Origin of the sequence: Enterovibrio paralichthyis (genome assembly GCF_019209835.1) — a bacterium.
Taxonomy (GTDB): domain Bacteria; phylum Pseudomonadota; class Gammaproteobacteria; order Enterobacterales; family Vibrionaceae; genus Enterovibrio; species Enterovibrio paralichthyis.
This window is the reverse complement of the sequence record NZ_JAHUTS010000023.1, coordinates 47,719-65,693: the sequence shown is the minus strand read 5'-3', so window position 1 is coordinate 65,693 and position 17,975 is coordinate 47,719. Positions and strand designations below refer to the sequence as shown.

General features: G+C 53.3%; 16 protein-coding genes. 15 read left to right on the top strand and 1 reads right to left on the bottom strand.

What is annotated here, in order from left to right:
• The first annotated feature begins 439 nt into the window (after nucleotides 1-439).
• From KU854_RS19975 to KU854_RS19915, 13 genes are all read left to right on the top strand, one after another.
• The gene (locus KU854_RS19975; protein WP_218360098.1) at nucleotides 440-631 is read left to right on the top strand and encodes a hypothetical protein; all 192 of its coding nucleotides are present in this window, start codon (nucleotides 440-442) and stop codon (nucleotides 629-631) included.
• Nucleotides 632-766: 135 nt separating this feature from the next.
• The gene (speA, locus tag KU854_RS19970; protein WP_218360097.1) at nucleotides 767-2,689 is read left to right on the top strand and encodes a biosynthetic arginine decarboxylase; all 1,923 of its coding nucleotides are present in this window, start codon (nucleotides 767-769) and stop codon (nucleotides 2,687-2,689) included.
• A gap of 57 nt (nucleotides 2,690-2,746) precedes the next feature.
• Nucleotides 2,747-3,670: an agmatinase gene (speB, locus tag KU854_RS19965; RefSeq protein WP_218360096.1), complete on the top strand. Its 924-nt coding sequence runs from the start codon at nucleotides 2,747-2,749 to the stop codon at nucleotides 3,668-3,670.
• Nucleotides 3,671-3,787: 117 nt separating this feature from the next.
• Nucleotides 3,788-4,045, top strand: a complete 258-nt coding sequence (locus KU854_RS19960) for a type II toxin-antitoxin system Phd/YefM family antitoxin (RefSeq protein ID WP_054778499.1) — start codon at nucleotides 3,788-3,790, stop codon at nucleotides 4,043-4,045.
• Nucleotides 4,033-4,335: a type II toxin-antitoxin system RelE/ParE family toxin gene (locus KU854_RS19955; protein ID WP_218360095.1), complete on the top strand. Its 303-nt coding sequence runs from the start codon at nucleotides 4,033-4,035 to the stop codon at nucleotides 4,333-4,335. Before KU854_RS19960 ends, KU854_RS19955 begins: the two co-directional genes overlap by 13 nt.
• Nucleotides 4,336-4,455: 120 nt before the next feature.
• Nucleotides 4,456-5,271 carry a 23S rRNA (guanine(745)-N(1))-methyltransferase gene (gene rlmA / locus KU854_RS19950; protein ID WP_218360094.1) on the top strand — a complete coding sequence of 272 codons (816 nt, stop codon included), beginning with the start codon at nucleotides 4,456-4,458 and terminating at the stop codon, nucleotides 5,269-5,271.
• Nucleotides 5,272-5,329: 58 nt separating this feature from the next.
• Nucleotides 5,330-6,280, top strand: a complete 951-nt coding sequence (locus tag KU854_RS19945) for a ChaN family lipoprotein (RefSeq protein ID WP_218360093.1) — start codon at nucleotides 5,330-5,332, stop codon at nucleotides 6,278-6,280.
• A 151-nt stretch (nucleotides 6,281-6,431) separates the two neighbouring features.
• The gene (locus tag KU854_RS19940) at nucleotides 6,432-7,388 is read left to right on the top strand and encodes an AAA family ATPase (RefSeq protein WP_218360092.1); all 957 of its coding nucleotides are present in this window, start codon (nucleotides 6,432-6,434) and stop codon (nucleotides 7,386-7,388) included.
• A 5-nt stretch (nucleotides 7,389-7,393) separates the two neighbouring features.
• Nucleotides 7,394-8,335, top strand: coding sequence for a DUF58 domain-containing protein (locus KU854_RS19935; protein WP_418885869.1), 942 nt, complete (start codon nucleotides 7,394-7,396; stop codon nucleotides 8,333-8,335).
• Between the two features lie 2 nt (nucleotides 8,336-8,337).
• Entirely contained in the window at nucleotides 8,338-8,847 is a 510-nt protein-coding gene (locus tag KU854_RS19930; RefSeq protein ID WP_218360090.1) for a DUF4381 domain-containing protein, read from the top strand.
• Nucleotides 8,840-9,805, top strand: coding sequence for a vWA domain-containing protein (locus KU854_RS19925; protein WP_218360089.1), 966 nt, complete (start codon nucleotides 8,840-8,842; stop codon nucleotides 9,803-9,805). The genes KU854_RS19930 and KU854_RS19925 overlap by 8 nt, the downstream gene beginning before the upstream one ends.
• A complete protein-coding gene (locus KU854_RS19920; protein ID WP_218360088.1) occupies nucleotides 9,798-11,753 on the top strand; it encodes a VWA domain-containing protein in 1,956 nt (651 codons plus the stop codon). Before KU854_RS19925 ends, KU854_RS19920 begins: the two co-directional genes overlap by 8 nt.
• Nucleotides 11,754-11,766: 13 nt before the next feature.
• Nucleotides 11,767-13,428 (top strand): BatD family protein, encoded by a 1,662-nt coding sequence (locus KU854_RS19915; RefSeq protein ID WP_255555654.1) that lies wholly within the window; start codon nucleotides 11,767-11,769, stop codon nucleotides 13,426-13,428.
• Between the two features lie 64 nt (nucleotides 13,429-13,492).
• Here the strand turns inward: KU854_RS19915 and yfbV are convergent, their stop codons facing one another.
• Nucleotides 13,493-13,942 carry a terminus macrodomain insulation protein YfbV gene (gene yfbV / locus KU854_RS19910; RefSeq protein WP_218360086.1) on the bottom strand — a complete coding sequence of 150 codons (450 nt, stop codon included), beginning with the start codon at nucleotides 13,940-13,942 and terminating at the stop codon, nucleotides 13,493-13,495.
• Nucleotides 13,943-14,440: 498 nt separating this feature from the next.
• Here yfbV and KU854_RS19905 point away from each other — a divergent pair, with 498 nt between their 5' ends.
• On the top strand, nucleotides 14,441-15,637 hold the full coding sequence (locus tag KU854_RS19905) for an acetate kinase (protein WP_054778490.1): 1,197 nt from the start codon (nucleotides 14,441-14,443) through the stop codon (nucleotides 15,635-15,637).
• Between the two features lie 159 nt (nucleotides 15,638-15,796).
• On the top strand, nucleotides 15,797-17,944 hold the full coding sequence (pta, locus tag KU854_RS19900; protein WP_218360101.1) for a phosphate acetyltransferase: 2,148 nt from the start codon (nucleotides 15,797-15,799) through the stop codon (nucleotides 17,942-17,944).
• Nucleotides 17,945-17,975: the final 31 nt, after the last annotated feature.

The window sequence follows — 17,975 nt, the reverse complement described above, 5'->3', positions numbered from 1 at the left end:
TTCGCGAGGGTAAGGGCTGTGGTCAATTGCAAAATAAAAGGCTCTAAGTATGGGGACTTAGAGCCTTTATAAGCCATCTGTTGGATCGTTCAACCGATCATTTATCTCTTAACTGATCGGCATTACTCTTTTGGGCAGCTTTTTTTGTTTCTGAATCTGTAATATCCAAAGACAGAAAAATACCTAAACAGTTGTTATAAAAAACATTAATACCAACCCGTCACTCACCCGCGCCTGAATAAACAAATTTTTTCTTCAAAACCAAATAAATTTATTTGCACCGCAGGAAAAACGGTTGTCTAATCGCCACGCACCCAACAGGTTTTGTTGATGCCTTAGAGGTGTATACGGGCTAACAGAGACCACTCATCGAGAGTGAGTAAGCCGGTTTTTATGTCATACCGTGTCAGTCAATCGCACGGCCTTATTGGGAATGACAATGAAATCTTTCGCAAAAAACGATGTTCAGGCTTCAGACCTGACCACCCTTTGCGACAACGCAACCAACTTCCAACCGCAAAACAAACCCCAATCCCTGTCCGCCCCCGTGCGCAGGAAAAGGGCATCGCTGAAACGAACACGCAGCGCGGACGCTGTGCTGCTCGATTTATCGCTTCAGATGCCTGAATAAGGTCTGCCAGCGTATTACCCAAGCCACTTCCGGCTCTTGGGTATATCCTTTACTTTTCAGTACAGCACAGTGAAATGGCGACAGGTTCGTCATCGGCACTCTTTTGCTGTACGCAATCACCACCGAGGAATAGACATGAGTGATTGGACAATTAATGACGCCCGCGACGTGTACAACACACCATATTGGGGTCAGGGATATTTTGATATCAGTACGCAAGGCGAAGTGGTTGTGTGCCCGAACGTCGAACAGCCACAAAACGCCATCGCGTTGTCATCGCTGGCTGACGAATTAATTGAAAAAGGCGTATCACTGCCTGTGCTGGTGCGCTTTCCAGAAATTCTGCACCACCGCGTCGATAGCCTGTGCACACATTTCAACGAAGCCATTTCAGATTACGGCTACGAAGGTGACTACCTGCTGGTCTACCCAATCAAGGTAAACCAGCAAAAAGAAGTCGTCAGCGAAATCCTGAAAAGCCAGTATGCAAGCCAGGAACGCCAGTTGGGTCTGGAAGCAGGTAGCAAGCCTGAACTGATGGCTGTACTTGCCATGGCACAACAGGCGAGCTCAGTGATCGTCTGTAACGGCTATAAAGACCGCGAGTACGTGCGTCTTGCCCTGATCGGCGAGAAGCTGGGTCACGAAGTGTATATCGTGCTGGAAAAACTGTCTGAGCTGGACACCGTGTTGAAAGAAGCCAAAGCACTGGGCGTGAAACCACGTCTGGGCCTGCGCGCACGTCTGGCCTCTCAGGGTAAAGGCAAATGGCAGGCAAGCGGCGGCGAGAAGTCGAAGTTCGGTCTGTCTGCTTCCCAGTGTATGACAGTGATGAACCGTCTGCGTGAACTGGACATGCTGGATTCATTGCAATTGCTGCACTTCCACCTGGGCTCGCAAATTGCCAACATCCGTGACGTACGCTCTGGCGTTAACGAAGCAGCGCGCATTTTCTCTGAGCTGTACCAGATGGGTGCAGGCATCACCACGGTTGACGTGGGTGGCGGTCTGGCTATCGACTACGAAGGCACCCGCAGCCAGTCAAGCTGTTCAATGAACTACAGCCAGCGCGAATACGCCAACAATGTGGTTTACACCATCGGTGACGTATGTAAAGAATTCGACATCAAGATGCCACGCATCATTTCCGAATCTGGCCGTAACCTGACTGCGCACCACGCAGTGCTGATCACTGACGTTGTCGGTGTTGAGAGCTACCAGCGTGAAGAAGTGTTCGCACCGGCTGAAGATGCGCCGCAAATTCTGCACAACATGTGGAAGTCGTTCAAAGACCTAAGCCAGTCAACCGATCAGCGTTCACTGGTCGAGATCTACCACGACAACCAGAACGACCTGTCAGAAGTGCACATGCAATTCTCTATGGGTCTGGTGAACTTCACCGAGCGCGCGTGGGCAGAGCAGATCAGCCTGCGTATCTGCCACGAACTGTCGCGTCAGATGTCTCACAAAAACCGCGCGCACCGTCCAGTACTGGACGAACTGTCCAGCCGTCTGGCAGACAAGTTCTTCGTGAACTTCTCCCTGTTCCAGTCGCTGCCGGATGCATGGGGTATCGAGCAGGTATTCCCAATCCTGCCGCTGAGCAAACTGGACAAAGCGCCAGAGCGCAACGCCGTAGTGCTGGATATCACCTGTGACTCCGACGGTGCGGTTGACCAATACGTTGAAGGTCAGGGCATCGAAAGCACACTGGCGGTTCCAGCGTGGACTGACGAAGAACCTTACCGCATTGGTTTCTTCCTTGTGGGTGCGTACCAGGAAATCTTGGGGGACATGCACAACCTGTTCGGTGACACCGACTCAGCCGTTGTCCGCTGCACCAAAGAAGGCGGCTACGAGATTGAATCTATCCACCTGGGCGACACCGTTGGCGACGTACTGCGTTATGTACACATGGAAGCAGACGATTTCCTGGTTCAGTACGAAGCATTGGTGAAAGCAGCACTGCCGGAAGAAGAGCATGAAAGCATTCTGGCAGAACTGAAAGAAGGCCTAAGCGGCTACACCTACCTCGAAGACATCCGCACTCACGGCTAATCACTCTATATTTTGGCAGCCTGGTTTCAGGCTGCCTTTTTTGAAAGGAACGTAACAATGGCAACACTGGGCCAATTCCCGGACTACTCCCTCTACGCCAACGCATTTGGTTTTCTGCGCCAGCCTCTGGTATTCAACCCACAAGGTTGCGATGCCGATGTGATCATCACCGGCGTACCGTTTGATATGGCAACCACCGGCCGCTCAGGCGCGCGCATGGGCCCGGGTGCGATCCGTCAGGTATCAACCAACCTGGCGTGGGAAAGCAAAAAGTGGCCGTGGGATTTCTCCCTGACCAAAGAGATCAAAATTGCTGACTGTGGCGATCTGGTGTTTGAGTGTGGCGATGCACGCAACATGAGCGAGCGCCTTGAAGCGCATGCCACCAGCCTACTGGCAGAAGGTAAAACCCTGCTGACCTTTGGTGGTGACCACTTTGTGACCCTGCCACTGCTGCGTGCACACGCGAAGCAATTCGGCGAAATGGCACTGGTGCACTTTGACGCGCACACTGACACCTACGACCAAGGCAGCGAATTCGACCACGGCACCATGTTTTACACCGCGCCGAAAGAAGGTCTGATTGACCCGCATGCGTCAATTCAAATCGGTATCCGAACCGAACACAGCGACAAGCTGGGTTTCCAGGTAGTAGATGCAGCAACGGCAAACGACATGACCGTTGAGCAAATCGTTGAAGCCATCAAAACCCGCGTGGGCGACCGTCCGGTTTACCTGACTTTCGACATCGACTGTCTGGATCCAGCGTACGCGCCAGGAACAGGCACACCGGTTTGTGGCGGCCTCAGCACCGACAAGATCCTGAAAGTGATCCGCTCACTGCAAGGCATCAACCTAATTGGTATGGACGTGGTAGAAGTAGCACCAGCCTACGACCACGCCGAGCTGACCTCTCTGGCAGCCGCGACGATTGCCACTGACCTGCTGTATGTATGGGCAGCGAATCGTAAAGCGAAGTAATTGCGGCTTTGCTGACAAGAAACACTCGCTTCGGCGGGTGTTTTCGTTTTCAACACGGGTTGCTACGCTCAAAGTGATAGAATAGTATCACTTTAGTACCACTTTGGAGCTGCTGTTATGAAAGTCGAACTCGTTACATCGCTGAAGCGTCAAGCCACCAAGATCCTCGCTGATCTGCATGAGACCAAAGAACCCGTTCTGATCACAGAGCATGGTAAACCATCGGCGTATCTGGTCGATGTGGAAGATTACGAGTTTATGCAAAACCGTTTGGCCATTCTTGAAGGGATTGCGCGAGGAGAGCGAGCGTTGGCTGAAGGAAAAGCAGTTAGCCACCAAAAAGCCAAGGACAAGATGTCAAAATGGCTGAAGTAATCTGGACGGAAACAGCGCTATCCGACCTCAACGATATCGCCGAATACATCGCACTTGAAAATGTGGTCGCGGCTAAACATCTTGTTCAAACTGTGTTCGCCAGTGTTGAGCGTTTGGAACATTTTCCAGAATCTGGGCGCACACCACCAGAGCTCGAAAACCTAAGCTACCGCGAAGTTATTGTGAACCCTTGCCGCGTTTTCTATAAACAGGAAGGCGATAAGGTGTTTATTTTGTTTGTCATGCGTGTAGAAAGAGATCTGCGAAAATTCTTGTTAAGCCAAAAGTAGCGAAGAAAAATGCGCCGCCCTATCGCTACTTTTTTATCACGCTATACTCGCTGCTTTGCTTGAACACCCCGCCCCCACGCCGTATCCTTGCCGCTCATTCATCTACACCGAAACATCGCTATGTCATCTTATCTTTGTCCCCTGTGTCAGCAGCCACTTTCGCTGCAAAGCCGCACTTACAAATGTGCCAGCAACCACCAGTTCGATCTGGCCAAAGAGGGTTATGTGAACCTTCTGCCCGTGCAGCACAAACGTTCAAAAGATCCGGGGGACAACAAAGAGATGATGCAGGCGCGCCGCCAGTTTCTGGATGGTGGACACTACCAGCCAATGCGCGATGCCGTAAGCGAGCTTTTAACCTCACTGCTGGCAGACAAAGCCGATGCGCAGCTTTTGGATATCGGTTGTGGCGAAGGCTACTACACCAGCTTCTTTGCCGATGAACTGGCAAGCACCAAAGTATTTGGCCTGGATATCTCCAAGGTGATGATCCGCTATGGCGCCAAACGCTACCCGAATGTGGATTTTCTGGTGGCCTCCAGCCAGCGCCTGCCGTTTGCAGACCAGCAACTTGACGGTGTAGTTCGCATCTACGCGCCTTGTAATGGTGACGAACTCGCCCGCGCAGTGAAAGACAATGGTGTTGTGGTAACGGTAACACCCGGGCCTCGCCACCTGTATCAATTGAAAGCAGGCATTTACGACGAAGTGAAACTGCACGATGTGCCTGTTGAAGACCTGCCAGGCTTTACGCTGGAAACCGAGCAAACCGTCGCGTATCCGATGACGCTCAACAGCGCTGATGCCACAACCCTGCTGCAAATGACCCCGTTTGCATGGCGCGCGCCAGAAAGCCTGCGGCAGGCACTGAAAGATGCTGAACAATTTGAATGTGAAGCGGATTTCACCCTTCGGGTTTATCGCAAAATTGCATAACTGAGCTGTTACATCATAATGGAGCGTATCTAAAGGTTATTCCCATCTGAGGTTTACCATGCTGATACGCTCCCTAAGCGCTGCACTGTTTTCCCTTTCCCTTGTAGCCTGCACCCACCCGCTCACGCCCGTTGAAACACCGCCCCCGTCAGGCACACTCTACGATTACCAGATCCAATCGCCCAATGGCGTACCTTATTCGCTCAATGAGTTAGCCAACGCACTGGGTGATTATGATGTGGTGCTGGTTGGTGAATGGCATACCCATCCTGGCATTCACTTGTTTGAAGCACAGCTTCTCTCCACACTTGCCGCCCGGTATCCGGCCACAGCCCTTTCTATGGAACAATTTTCCCGTGCCGAGCAAAGCACCCTCGATGCCTACCTCGCCGGAGAAATTGGCGAGAGCACGTTCATTGATAAAAGCAGCGCCTGGCCAAATTATGTCAGCGATTACCGCCCTTTAATTGAAATTGCCCGTCAGGATGCACTGCCAGTGATTGCCGCCAATGCACCGCAATCCATCGTCCGCTATATTGGACGCGAAGGGGAAAGCTATCTAGAGAGGTTATCCGCAAAAGAGCGCGACTGGGTCGCAGACACCCTGACGAAAGATGAGTCCCCCTACAAAGAGAAATTCTTCGCTGCCATGTTCCACGGCGATGAAACGAAGACCCTCAACCAGTATCTGGCACAAATCGCCTGGGATGACACCATGGCCGAAAGCATCGTTGATTTTCTGGCGGCCAACCCCGGCTACAAGGTGATGCAGATAGCGGGGGCGTTCCACGTTGAGGAAGGACTGGGCATCGCCAGCCGGATTACTGCACGAAATCCTTCGCTTAAAGTCGCCATCATCTCACCGCAAACGGCCGATGACCCCTTGGCGGCTGAAATCACCGATTTCCGTCTTGTCGTCAATGCCCTTCCCAGCCAGTGGGTCAATGAGGAAGAAATGAATCAGGCCATGGCGGCCATGCGTCATTCTTCTGCGACTACATGCCCTTGATCTGCTTCTAAAAATGCGGGAGGCGTGAATACTCCTCCCCCTTGAAATCTCTCAGTTTCATCCCTATCTGAAATGTAAGGAACCTATTCGACATATGAATGTCTGAACGAGGTCACATTTTTACACTGTCAGGATCTGGGAAACACAAGCTATGTTAGCGGATACATTTCAACGTCTTAACGCTTACCTGCAAAGCCAGGTAATTGGCCAACCTGAACTGGTTAAACAACTACTGATAGCACTGCTGGCCGATGGCCACATCCTGGTTGAAGGCCCGCCGGGGCTCGCAAAAACCCGCGCGGTTAAAATGCTGTCAGACTGCATTGAGGGTGACTTCCACCGCATTCAGTTCACACCGGACTTACTGCCTGCCGACCTGACAGGTACCGATATTTTCCGCCCGGAAACCGGCGAATTTACCTTCCAACCGGGGCCGATTTTCAACTCCCTGCTGCTCGCTGACGAAATCAACCGCGCACCAGCCAAAGTACAGGCGGCCATGCTGGAAGCCATGGCAGAAAAACAAATCACCGCCGGTCGCAAAACCTACCCACTGCCGGAATTGTTTCTGGTCATGGCGACACAGAACCCGATTGAACAGGAAGGGACTTACCCACTGCCGGAAGCCCAGCTTGACCGTTTCCTGCTGCAACTGAACGTAGAATACCCGGATGAAGGCAGCGAGCTGGAAATCCTTCGCCTAAACCGTGGTGAAGCGCAAGGCATCGAAAAAGCTGACCCCGTGCTCATCAAACAGGAAAGCATCTTTGAAGCGCGTAAAGCCGTGCTGGGTATTCACATGGCTGAGGATGTGGAGAAATACATCATCCGCTTGATCATGGCGACCCGCCAACCTGAGCGATACAGCGACAAACTGGCTGGCTGGCTGCAAATGGGCGTGAGCCCGCGTGCTACCTTGGCGCTCGACCGTTGTGCCCGCGCCCATGCATGGCTGGCTGGCCGTGACTTTGTGACACCGGAAGACGTGCAAGCCATGGCTTATCCGGTATTGCGCCACCGCCTGCTGTTGAGTTATGAAGCGCAGGCAGAAAGCATTGCCGCCGACGCCGTTGTCACTCACCTGATTGAGCAGGTTGCCAGCGTATGACCGACATGCGTATTGAATTGCCACCACACAGTGATGGCGTCAATGTGTCGTTAGCTGAGCTGCTCCACTACCGCCAACAGGCCGTGCGCTGGTTGCCACCGGCGCTGAGTATCTGGTCGCAGTTGAGCGGCCAGCACTCTAGCCGCCATAAAGGCCGTGGGATGAACTTTTCTGAAGTACGCCCCTACCAGCCCGGCGATGACATCCGCGCGATTGACTGGCGGGTAACGGCACGCACCGGAAAAACCCACACCAAGCTGTTCACCGAAGAACGGGAACAGCCAGTGATGCTGATGATTGACCTCAGTGCCAGCATGAAGTTTGGGTCGCAGTTGATGCTGAAATCCGTGCAGGCGGCGCATTTTGCCAGCCTGCTAAGCTGGCTGGCCGTCAGCCAACAGGACCGCATTGGCGCGGTGATTTACAACGGCATCCGTCTACGTGAATGCAAACCGACAGCCCGACAGCAAGGGCCGCTGCGGCTTATCCATACCCTGATGGAAGCCCATGAAGAATTGCTCGCGTCAGACACTGCCCCCGCCACCAGCGCCGGATGGCAGGCGGCATTGCGCCACCTGCATCACCTGTGTCCGAAAGGCAGCGATATCGTCATCATCAGCGACTTCTATGCCCTGACTTCGGCAGATAAACGCCGCCTGAGCCAGCTTCGCCAGCACAACCGCATCCAGTTTGTGCGGGTCTCTGACCCACTGGAGCAGGGGCAAACCGAGTACCGTGGACACGAACTGGTGGCCGACAACACCCAGACCGCCTGGCTTGATTTCTCTGCAAAGAAAACCCGTGACGGTTTGGCAAACCAATACCAACAACAGCAAGGGTTCATTGCCGAAATGGCACGTTCACTCGCCATTCCGCTGCACAGCCTCGATGCGGCTGAGCCTTTGCTGAAGCAACTTGGAACCACATCAATGAAGGCGATGCATTAACCATGGCAAACAGTGTGTCTACACCTGCTCTGCCACTGGCAGATATTCATCTTCAACAGGCACCAGGGCTCTGGCCGCTGGCGTGGGGATGGTGGCTGGTGATTGCCGCCGTGCTTATCGCCCTGCTGCTCACCGTCCACTGGCTGCGCCTGAGAAACTACCGTCTCGCTGCCCGTCAGGAAGCCTTGTCTGCATTGAACGCGGCCACGTCGGTGGCAGACATCAACGCCCTGCTGAAACGCGCGGCCTTGAGCTATTACCCGCGTGAACAGGTAGCCGGGCTGACCGGTGAGCGCTGGCTGGCTTTTCTCGACAGCCAGTTGCCTGCCGCCCAACAAGGCTTTGGCAGTGAATCAGCGCTTTGGCTGAACGGCGCGTTTTCCAATGTGCCTAACACCGATGCCGAACTGGCACAGGCCAAAGCAATGGCAGCTCGCTGGCTGAAACAGGCCATTCCGGCAAAAGCCCAATCAGTACCGTCTTCGTCAAAAGCGGAGGCGCGCCATGTTTGAGTTTGTCTGGTGGTGGGCGTTTGCCCTGTTGCCACTGCCCTGGTTGGTCTGGCGTTTCGCACGGCCTATTCCGCGCCCGGCTGCTATTCACCTGCCGAAATTGCCACAAGGGCTGGGCGGAAAGCAGACTGGCAGCAAGATGCGCTATGTCCTGATGACGCTATTTTGGATAAGTCTGGTGACTGCGCTGGCACGTCCAGTCTGGTATGGCGATCCGATCCAAATCCAGCCTGAGCACCGCGACATGATGCTGGCCGTCGACCTTTCCGGCTCAATGGAAATGGAAGACATGCAACTGCCTAGCGGCGGAACGATTAACCGTCTGGATGCGGTCAAACATGTGCTGTCAGATTTTATCGGCAAGCGCGAAGGCGATCGTCTCGGCTTGGTGCTGTTTGCTGACCACGGCTATCTGCAAACGCCGCTGACGCTTGACAGAAACACGGTTTCGCAGCAACTGGAGCGTGCGGTGTTGGGTTTGATAGGCCAGCAGACTGCTATCGGCGAAGGGCTTGGTGTCGCCACCAAAACCTTTATTGACAGCAAGGCGCCGCAGCGTGTGATCATTTTGCTCAGCGACGGTGCCAACACTGCAGGTGTGATTGATCCGCTGGAAGCGGCCAAATTGGCCAAAGAGTACGGTGTGACAATTTACACCGTGGGCGTGGGTGCAGAGCAGATGCGCCAGCGAAGCCTGTTTGGTTCACGCATCGTTAATCCTTCACAGGATTTGGATGAACGCACTCTGACCGCCATCGCCAAAACCACGGGCGGCGAGTATTTCCGTGCCCGTAATCCTGAGGAGCTTGAGAAAATTTACCAGATCATCGATCAGCTGGAGCCTATCTCTACCGTTCAGCAAACCTGGCGTCCACGCGATGAAATGTTCCGCTATCCACTGGCGTTAGCCCTGTTGTTGTCGGCACTGATTGCCGTCATTAGGAGACGCAATGGCTGATTTTACTTTTATGCATCCACTGTGGTTGCTGGCAGCATTGCCGCTGATTTTGCTGCTGCCCTGGCTGAAAGAAAAAGCACAGAAATCCGGCCTTATCGCCCCGCACCTCGCCAGCTTGCTCGCGGGTGGCAACACCGCGCGAGGCAAAACCAAGCGCTGGCCGCTTGGTGTGTTGGCACTGGCATGGCTGCTGGCTGTAGTCGCTTTGGCGGGCCCAAGCTGGCAGAAAACCGAATTGCCTGCCGTGAACCTTGCCGGTGCAAGGGTACTTGTCATGGATATGTCACGCTCTATGTACGCGACCGACATCGCCCCCAGCCGACTGGCACAGGCACGCTTTAAAGCGCTGGATATGTTGCCGGGCTGGAAAGAAGGCAGCACGGGTCTGGTCACTTATGCCGCAGACGGTTATATCGTCAGCCCGCTGACAGAAGATGCCGCGACGCTGAAAAACCTGATCCCGAACCTGTCACCCGCCATTATGCCGATTGCAGGCAGTAACGCAGCGGCAGGGGTTCAACAGGCTATCGATTTGCTGACGCAAGCTGGCTTTGCCAAAGGTGACATCATTGTCATCACCGACGGCATGAGTGAAAAAGAGGCCGCGCAAACCCTGAATGTGCTTGAAGGGAAAAACTATCGTGTATCCGTGTTGGCGGTTGGCACGCAGCAAGGCGCACCGATCCCACTGCCTGATGGTTCACTGCTGGAGCAAAACGGCAACCCTGTGATTGCCAAAATGGATCTGGCTCCGCTTTCTGATGTCACCAAAGCGACCGGCGGCATGCTGCAAATATGGCAACCTACGGATCAGGACGTGGACAACCTGGTGGCCTTCACTGCCAAGCCACTCTCCGGCACCTCAGATGCGGCCAAGAAAACCATTGAAGAGCGCATCAACGATGGCTACTGGCTGATCATTCCTGTGCTTCTTCTTGCCTTGATGGGCTTTCGCCGTGGCGTGGTATTGGCTGCCCTTTTGGTGGTGATGCCTATCGACCACGCCAATGCTGCAGTATTTAAAACAGATGACCAACAGGGTTATGAGCAGTTTGAGTCAGGCAACTACCAAGACGCGGCTGATGCTTTCCAGTCTCCGCAGTGGAAAGGCATTGCACAGTACAAAGCAGGCGATTATCAAGGCGCGATTGAAACCCTGTCCAAACTTGATGATCCGACGTCGCGCTACAACCTGGGCAACGCCTACGCACAGGCTGGCGAACTGGAAAAAGCCGCTGAAACCTACCGCTCGGTGCTGGAGTCCAACCCGGATTATGCCGATGCCAAACATAACCTGGATGTGGTTGATCAGGCGCTGAAGCAACAGCAACAGCAACAGCAACAGCAACAGCAACAGCAACAAAACAGTGGCGAAGGAGAATCAAAACCACAACAGGGCAACGAAGGCCAGCAAGGCCAGCAAGGCCAGCAAGGCCAGTCTGACGCACAGGATAGCCAGTCGCAAGAAGGACAATCCGGCGAAGATCAGCAGGGTCAGCAGGGTCAGCAGGGTCAGCAGGGTCAGCAGGGTCAGCAGGGTCAGCAGGGTGACGATAGCGCGTCATCTTCGCAAGGCAACCCGCAGGGCCAGGAAAGCCAATCTGGAGCAGATGACCAATCCCAATCAGGACCGGGAGAACCTTCACCTTCGCAACAAAGTGGACAGAAAGCAGATGCTGAATCCAGAGCCCAGCAAGGTGAAAATCAAGGCTCTGCCAGTCAGGCGATGCAGGGTGAACAAGGCAGTGATGGCAAAGGAGAGGCGGCTTCAGCGCAATCTGACGCTTCCGGCGCTGAGGATGGCAACCAGAGCGGTTTGCAGGCCAGTCATCCTGTGCTGAAAAAGCTGGAGCAGGTTCCCGATGACACCGCAGCTTTGATCCGTGCGCAACTTATTCTCCAGGCAAGGGAGAAAGACGCCCCTGCCCCGACAGAAAATTCATGGTAAACGAACAATGAAAATGACACGTTTAACATCCACTTCCGTTTTACGCCGCGCTGTGTCGGCACTGCTTGGCCTGTCGCTGATGCTGGTTTCCGGACTCTCGTTCGCGGCGTCTGCCGTCGCAACGGTGTCACAAAATGTGGTGCCCGTTGGCGATGCGTTCCAGCTCACCATCTCAGTCGATGACAGTGTCGGCAACGATGCTTTGGACTTATCACCATTGGACAAAGATTTTATCTACGGCCGGCCAAGTATCAGCAACAGCACCTCAATCATCAATGGCAGCATGAGCCGCAGCACCGTCTGGCGTATCGCTGTCGCAGCGAAGAAAACCGGCACCTATACCCTGCCAAGCCTTGATATTGAGGGAATGAATACCGAGCCCATTTCCATCCGCGTGCTGGATGCTGGGGAAAAAGGCAATGCGCTGGATGACAGTGCCGTCAAAGTGACAGCCTCCCTTGACCGCCATGAAGGTTATATAGGCGAAACATTCAACTACCGTGTCCGGCTGATGATCGGCACCCAGCTTGACTCCCCAACCCTGAAGGCGCCCTCCGGTGAAGGGCTGGACGTCAAACAGGTGGGTGAAGATGTGCAGGCGGAAGCGGTGCTGAATGGCCGTCGCTACATTGTGATCAGCCGTCTGTATCAAATTACGCCGACCAAGGCCGGTGAATTGACGCTCAACGGTGCGGTTTTCAGCGGTACAGAAGTGAAAGGCAGCAGTGGCTGGGGCCCGTCTCTTGGCGTCCCCATCAGCCGGGAAGCAAAAAATGTCACCCTGAACATCAAAGATAAACCGGTGGGTTATCAGGGACTTTGGTTACCAACGCCGAAGCTTGAACTCGCCCAAAGCTGGCAGCCTGATGCCCTTTCTGAGCCGCTTGACGTGGAAGTCGGGGAAGCGATAAACCGCGAGATCACGCTGAAAATCAAGAATATTGAGCAAAGCGCGATGCCGGATCTGGCGATTGACTATCCGCAAAGTGTGCGCGTGTATGCCGACAAACCGGTATACAGCCGTGATGGTGATTCCACCATCATGACGGTGAAACAGGTCATCATTCCGCGCGAAACCGGAAAGATCACTTTGCCTGCGCTCAGCATTAACTGGTTCAACACGGAAAGTGGCGAGCAACAAACCAGTGAACTGGCAGGACTGGATTTGACGGTGAAACCAGGCAGCGCGACACAAGCGCCAGTCATGCCAACACCTGATGCCTCAGCGCCTGTTACGCCTGAATCTGCAGCCACAGCAAACGGTTCAACCACAGTCGTCTCTGATGCCGGATTCTGGCCCTGGACAACCGCTGCATTTGCGCTGCTTTGGCTGGGCACGCTGGTGCTGTATATCCGCAAGCGCCCAGCATCCGCTGAGGTTACGTCTGGAAACCCTACTGGGATCGCCACGTCTAATTCGCTTCAGGCATTGATTGATGCCGTGAAATCGAATGACACCGTTAAAGTGGCTGCAGCGCTTCGTGCATGGGACAGGACATTGTTGCCCTCTGCGCTGAATGGAGAGATTGAGCAAGAAGTTGCTGCTATGATGGCAAGCCGTTACAGCCCGTCTGCGACACCTTGGCAAAACACAAGGCTGTTACAGTTGCTGGCAAAGGCAGGGAAGGTAAAGAAAAGCGACAGTCGCCAAACACGGTTACGTGAACTGTCCTGATTAGGTGCGGCTGAAAAACAAAACGCCCCGGCATTTGCGGGGCGTTTCTCTATCAGTGCAGCAATTAAAACCAGCGTTCCAGAGAACTTTTGTCGAGCTGTTTAAAAGCGCGGTTCAGTGTTTGTGCCAGCTCTTTGTAGCGCGGGCGGTTTTTCACTGGTTGCATGGCTCCGCCTTCGCTGACGATCTTTTCATGCAGTTCACGATACCAGCCAGCCAGCGCAGGAGGCAGTTGGGTATCGCGTCGCTTGCCTAACCACCATAGCCCCTGCAAAGGAAGGCTAAGTGCGAACAGTGCGATAATCATCGCCTGTGGCAAGCCAGATTGATTGTTGAATGCCATTTGCATCAGCACGCTGATCACAGCGATAGCTGGCATCACTTTAATCGCAAACTGGGTTGCACGGATTACACGGTTTTCAGGGAACATTGCCGCGAGCTCTTTGCGCACTGGCCATTCCGCCATGTACTTCTGCCCATCACGGAACGAATCCCAAATATTTTTATCACTCATATGGCGCATACCTCTCAGCGATGTCACTGTATCATCGGCTAAAAACTTGCTGCAACCGTTAAAATAAAGTTGAGAAACATTAATTCAAATCAAGAATGACTCAAAAATTTTTGTTATCTGACGCAAGTATCGCTAGACTTAGCCGACCTAAATCAATTGTTGCTCGGATTTGATTATCTCGCAACCACTGAAACGCCAAATGGATGGCCAGCAGCGCAACAAACCGCCTAGTCGGCTTGCGTGAAGGTGAGTCTGTCTGGCGTTTTTCGTTGCATATCCGGTTACGTACACATGACCTGAATTCGATCAGGCGTGTTACAGATTTTTTGAAATCTGATAGGCGTACGAGCTGGTATCTATCATGGACCGATGAGCGATGTATCTATTCCGCGACAAATTTTGCTAAATGCTTTTTAAGAGACGGTTAGTGTGATTTCCATCAACTATCCTTCTCCGATTAGTTAACACCATCTACTTTACACGAATAGGTAGTCTCAAATGTCTAAGCTGGTTCTTGTTCTTAACTGCGGCAGCTCTTCGCTGAAGTTCGCTATCATCGACGCACAATCAGGTGATGAGCACCTGTCTGGTCTGGCTGAGTGTCTGCACCTGCCAGAAGCTCGCATTAAGTGGAAAATGGACGGCAAACACGAAGCTCAACTGGGCGAAGGTGCTGCACACAAAGAAGCACTGAGCTTCATCGTTGACACCATTCTGGCTTCTAAACCAGAACTGGCAGAAAACCTGGGCGCAATCGGTCACCGTGTAGTTCACGGCGGCGAGCAGTTCACTAAGTCTGCACTGATCTGTGACACAGTACTGAAAGGTATCGAAGACGCTTCTAGCTTCGCACCTCTGCACAACCCTGCGCACCTGGTAGGTATCGAAGCGGCTAAAGCTGCGTTCCCTAACCTGAAAAACGTAGCGGTATTCGACACTGCGTTCCACCAGACTATGCCTGAAGAAGCGTTCCTGTACGCACTGCCATACAAGCTGTACAAAGAGAACGGTATCCGTCGTTACGGCATGCACGGTACTTCTCACTATTTCATCGCTCAAGAAGCAGCTGCACAACTTGGCAAGCCAGTTGAAGAACTGAACATCATCAACTGTCACCTGGGTAACGGCGCATCTGTATGTGCAATCAAGAACGGTAAATCTGTAGACACTTCTATGGGTATGACGCCGCTTGAAGGTCTGGTAATGGGTACCCGTTCTGGTGACCTGGATCCAGCAATCATCTTCCACCTGCACGATGCACTGGGTTACAGCGTTGAGCAAATCAACAACATGCTGACCAAAGAGTCTGGCCTGATGGGTCTGACTGAAGTGACTTCTGACTGCCGTTTCGTTGAAGACAACTACGGCTCTAAAGAAGAAGCGACTCGCGCAATGGACGTATTCTGCCACCGTCTGGCGAAATACGTTGCTGGTTACACTGCGTGCCTGGACGGCCGTCTGGACGCGATCGTGTTCACTGGCGGTATCGGTGAGAACTCTGGCCCAATCCGTGAGCTGGTTCTGAACCGTCTGGGTCTGCTGGGTGTTGAAGTTGACCAAGAGCGCAACCTGAAAGCTCGCTTCGGCGGCGAAGGCGTTATCACTACTGATAACAGCCGTGTTCCAGCGATGGTTATCTCTACTAACGAAGAGCTGGTTATCGCACAAGACACTGCACGTCTGGCTGAAATCTAATCGCCATTTGATGCAAACATGCGGCTGATCAATGAGATCAGCCGTTTCAATTTGGCAAAGTTATACCCTTAACAGCCAAACTGAATACTGACCAAAACCTGCTCACGCGGGTTTTGCATCTTACATAGTAAAGAGGAATCAAGCGTGTCCCGTACTATTATGCTCATTCCAATCGGCACAGGTGTCGGCCTGACCAGCGTCAGCCTTGGCGTACTGCGTGCGATGGAACAAAAGGGCCTTCGCGTCTCATTTTTCAAGCCTATCGCCCAGCCTCGCCACGGCGGTAACCAGCCTGACCTGACTACAACCATCATTGAAGCAAACAGCGACATGAAAGTGGCAGAGCCACTGACCATGGCAAACGCTGAAGCACTGATCCGTACTGATCAAGCTGACGTGCTGATGGAAGAAATCATCGCCCGCTTTAAAGACGCAACTGCTGATGCAGAAGTGGCGCTGATTGAAGGTCTGGTACCTACCCGCAACCACCCATTCGCGAACCAAGTTAACTACGAAATCGCGAAGACTCTGGATGCGGAAATCGTGTTCGTCACCACTCCAGGTACTGACAACCCAGCGCAACTGAAAGAGCGCATTGAGGTAGCAGTATCTAACTTCGGTGGTAGCAAGAACCCGAACATCGCTGGCGTTATCATCAACAAACACGGCGCGCCTGTGGATGAGCAAGGCCGCACCCGTCCAGACCTGTCTGACATCTTTGATGATGCGAACGCAGCAAAAACCAGCAACGTAGAAGTGATGGAGATCTTCAACTCCAGCCCTATCCGCGTACTGGGTTGCGTGCCATGGAGCATTGAGCTGATCGCAACGCGTGCGAGCGATCTGGCGAAGCACCTAAACGCTGAAGTGATAAACGAAGGTGAAATCAACACCCGTCGTATCAAGAGCATCACTTTCTGTGCGCGTTCAATCCCTAACATGGTTGAACACTTCCGCGCAGGCTCTCTGCTGGTAACTTCTGCTGACCGTCCTGACGTTATCGTTGCAGCCTGTTTGGCAGCGATGAACGGCCTGGAAATCGGTGCCCTGCTGCTGACTGGCGGCTACAGCATTCCAGAAGAACTGAAAGGTCTGTGCCAACGCGCATTCGAATCTGGCCTGCCAGTATTCACTACCCAAGGTAACACTTGGCAGACTTCCCTGAACCTGCAAAGCTTCAGCCTGGAAGTACCTGCAGACGACAAAGAGCGTGTTGAATTCGTTCAAAACCACGTTGCATCAAATGTTGATGGTAACTGGGTTGAGTCTCTGTCTGAAGGTGCAGCGCGTGAGCGTCGCCTGAGCCCACCAGCATTCCGTTACCAGCTGACTGAGCTGGCACGTAAAGCGGCTAAGCGTATCGTTCTGCCTGAAGGTGATGAGCCACGTACCGTTAAAGCGGCAGCAATCTGTGCTGAGCGTAAAATTGCGGAATGTGTGCTGCTGGGTAACCCAGAAGAAATCAAGCGTGTTGCTGAGCAACAAGGCGTGGTTCTGGGCGCTGGCGTTACTATCATCGATCCTGCTGCAGTTCGCGAGCAATACGTTGCGCGTCTGGTTGAGCTGCGTAAGAGCAAGGGTATGACCGAAGTGGTTGCGCGTGAGCAACTGGAAGACACCGTAGTACTGGGTACTATGATGTTGGAAGCGAACGAAGTTCACGGTCTGGTTTCTGGTGCGGTTCACACCACAGCAAACACCATCCGTCCGCCACTGCAAATCATCAAGACTGCGCCAAACGCGTCTCTGGTGTCTTCTGTGTTCTTCATGCTGCTGCCTGACCAGGTTCTGGTTTACGGTGACTGTGCGATCAACCCAGATCCAAACGCAGAGCAACTGGCTGAAATCGCCATCCAATCTGCAGATTCAGCGAAAGCATTCGGCATCGAGCCACGTGTTGCAATGATCTCTTACTCTACCGGTACTTCTGGTCAGGGTGCAGACGTTGAGAAAGTACGTGAAGCGACACTGATTGCTCAGCAGAAACGTCCTGATCTGATGATCGACGGTCCTCTGCAGTACGACGCCGCTATCATGGAAAACGTTGCTGCTTCTAAAGCACCAAACTCTCCAGTAGCAGGTAAAGCGACCGTATTCGTATTCCCAGACCTGAACACCGGTAACACCACTTACAAAGCGGTACAGCGTTCAGCGGATCTGGTTTCAATCGGTCCAATGCTGCAAGGCATGCGTAAGCCTGTTAACGACCTGTCACGCGGTGCACTGGTAGACGATATCGTTTACACCGTTGCACTGACTGCGATCCAGGCGAAACAAGCTGACGACGCAGAAGCAGCGGCTATCTAAGTCCTGCTTTGAAATGACAAAAGCCGATGCA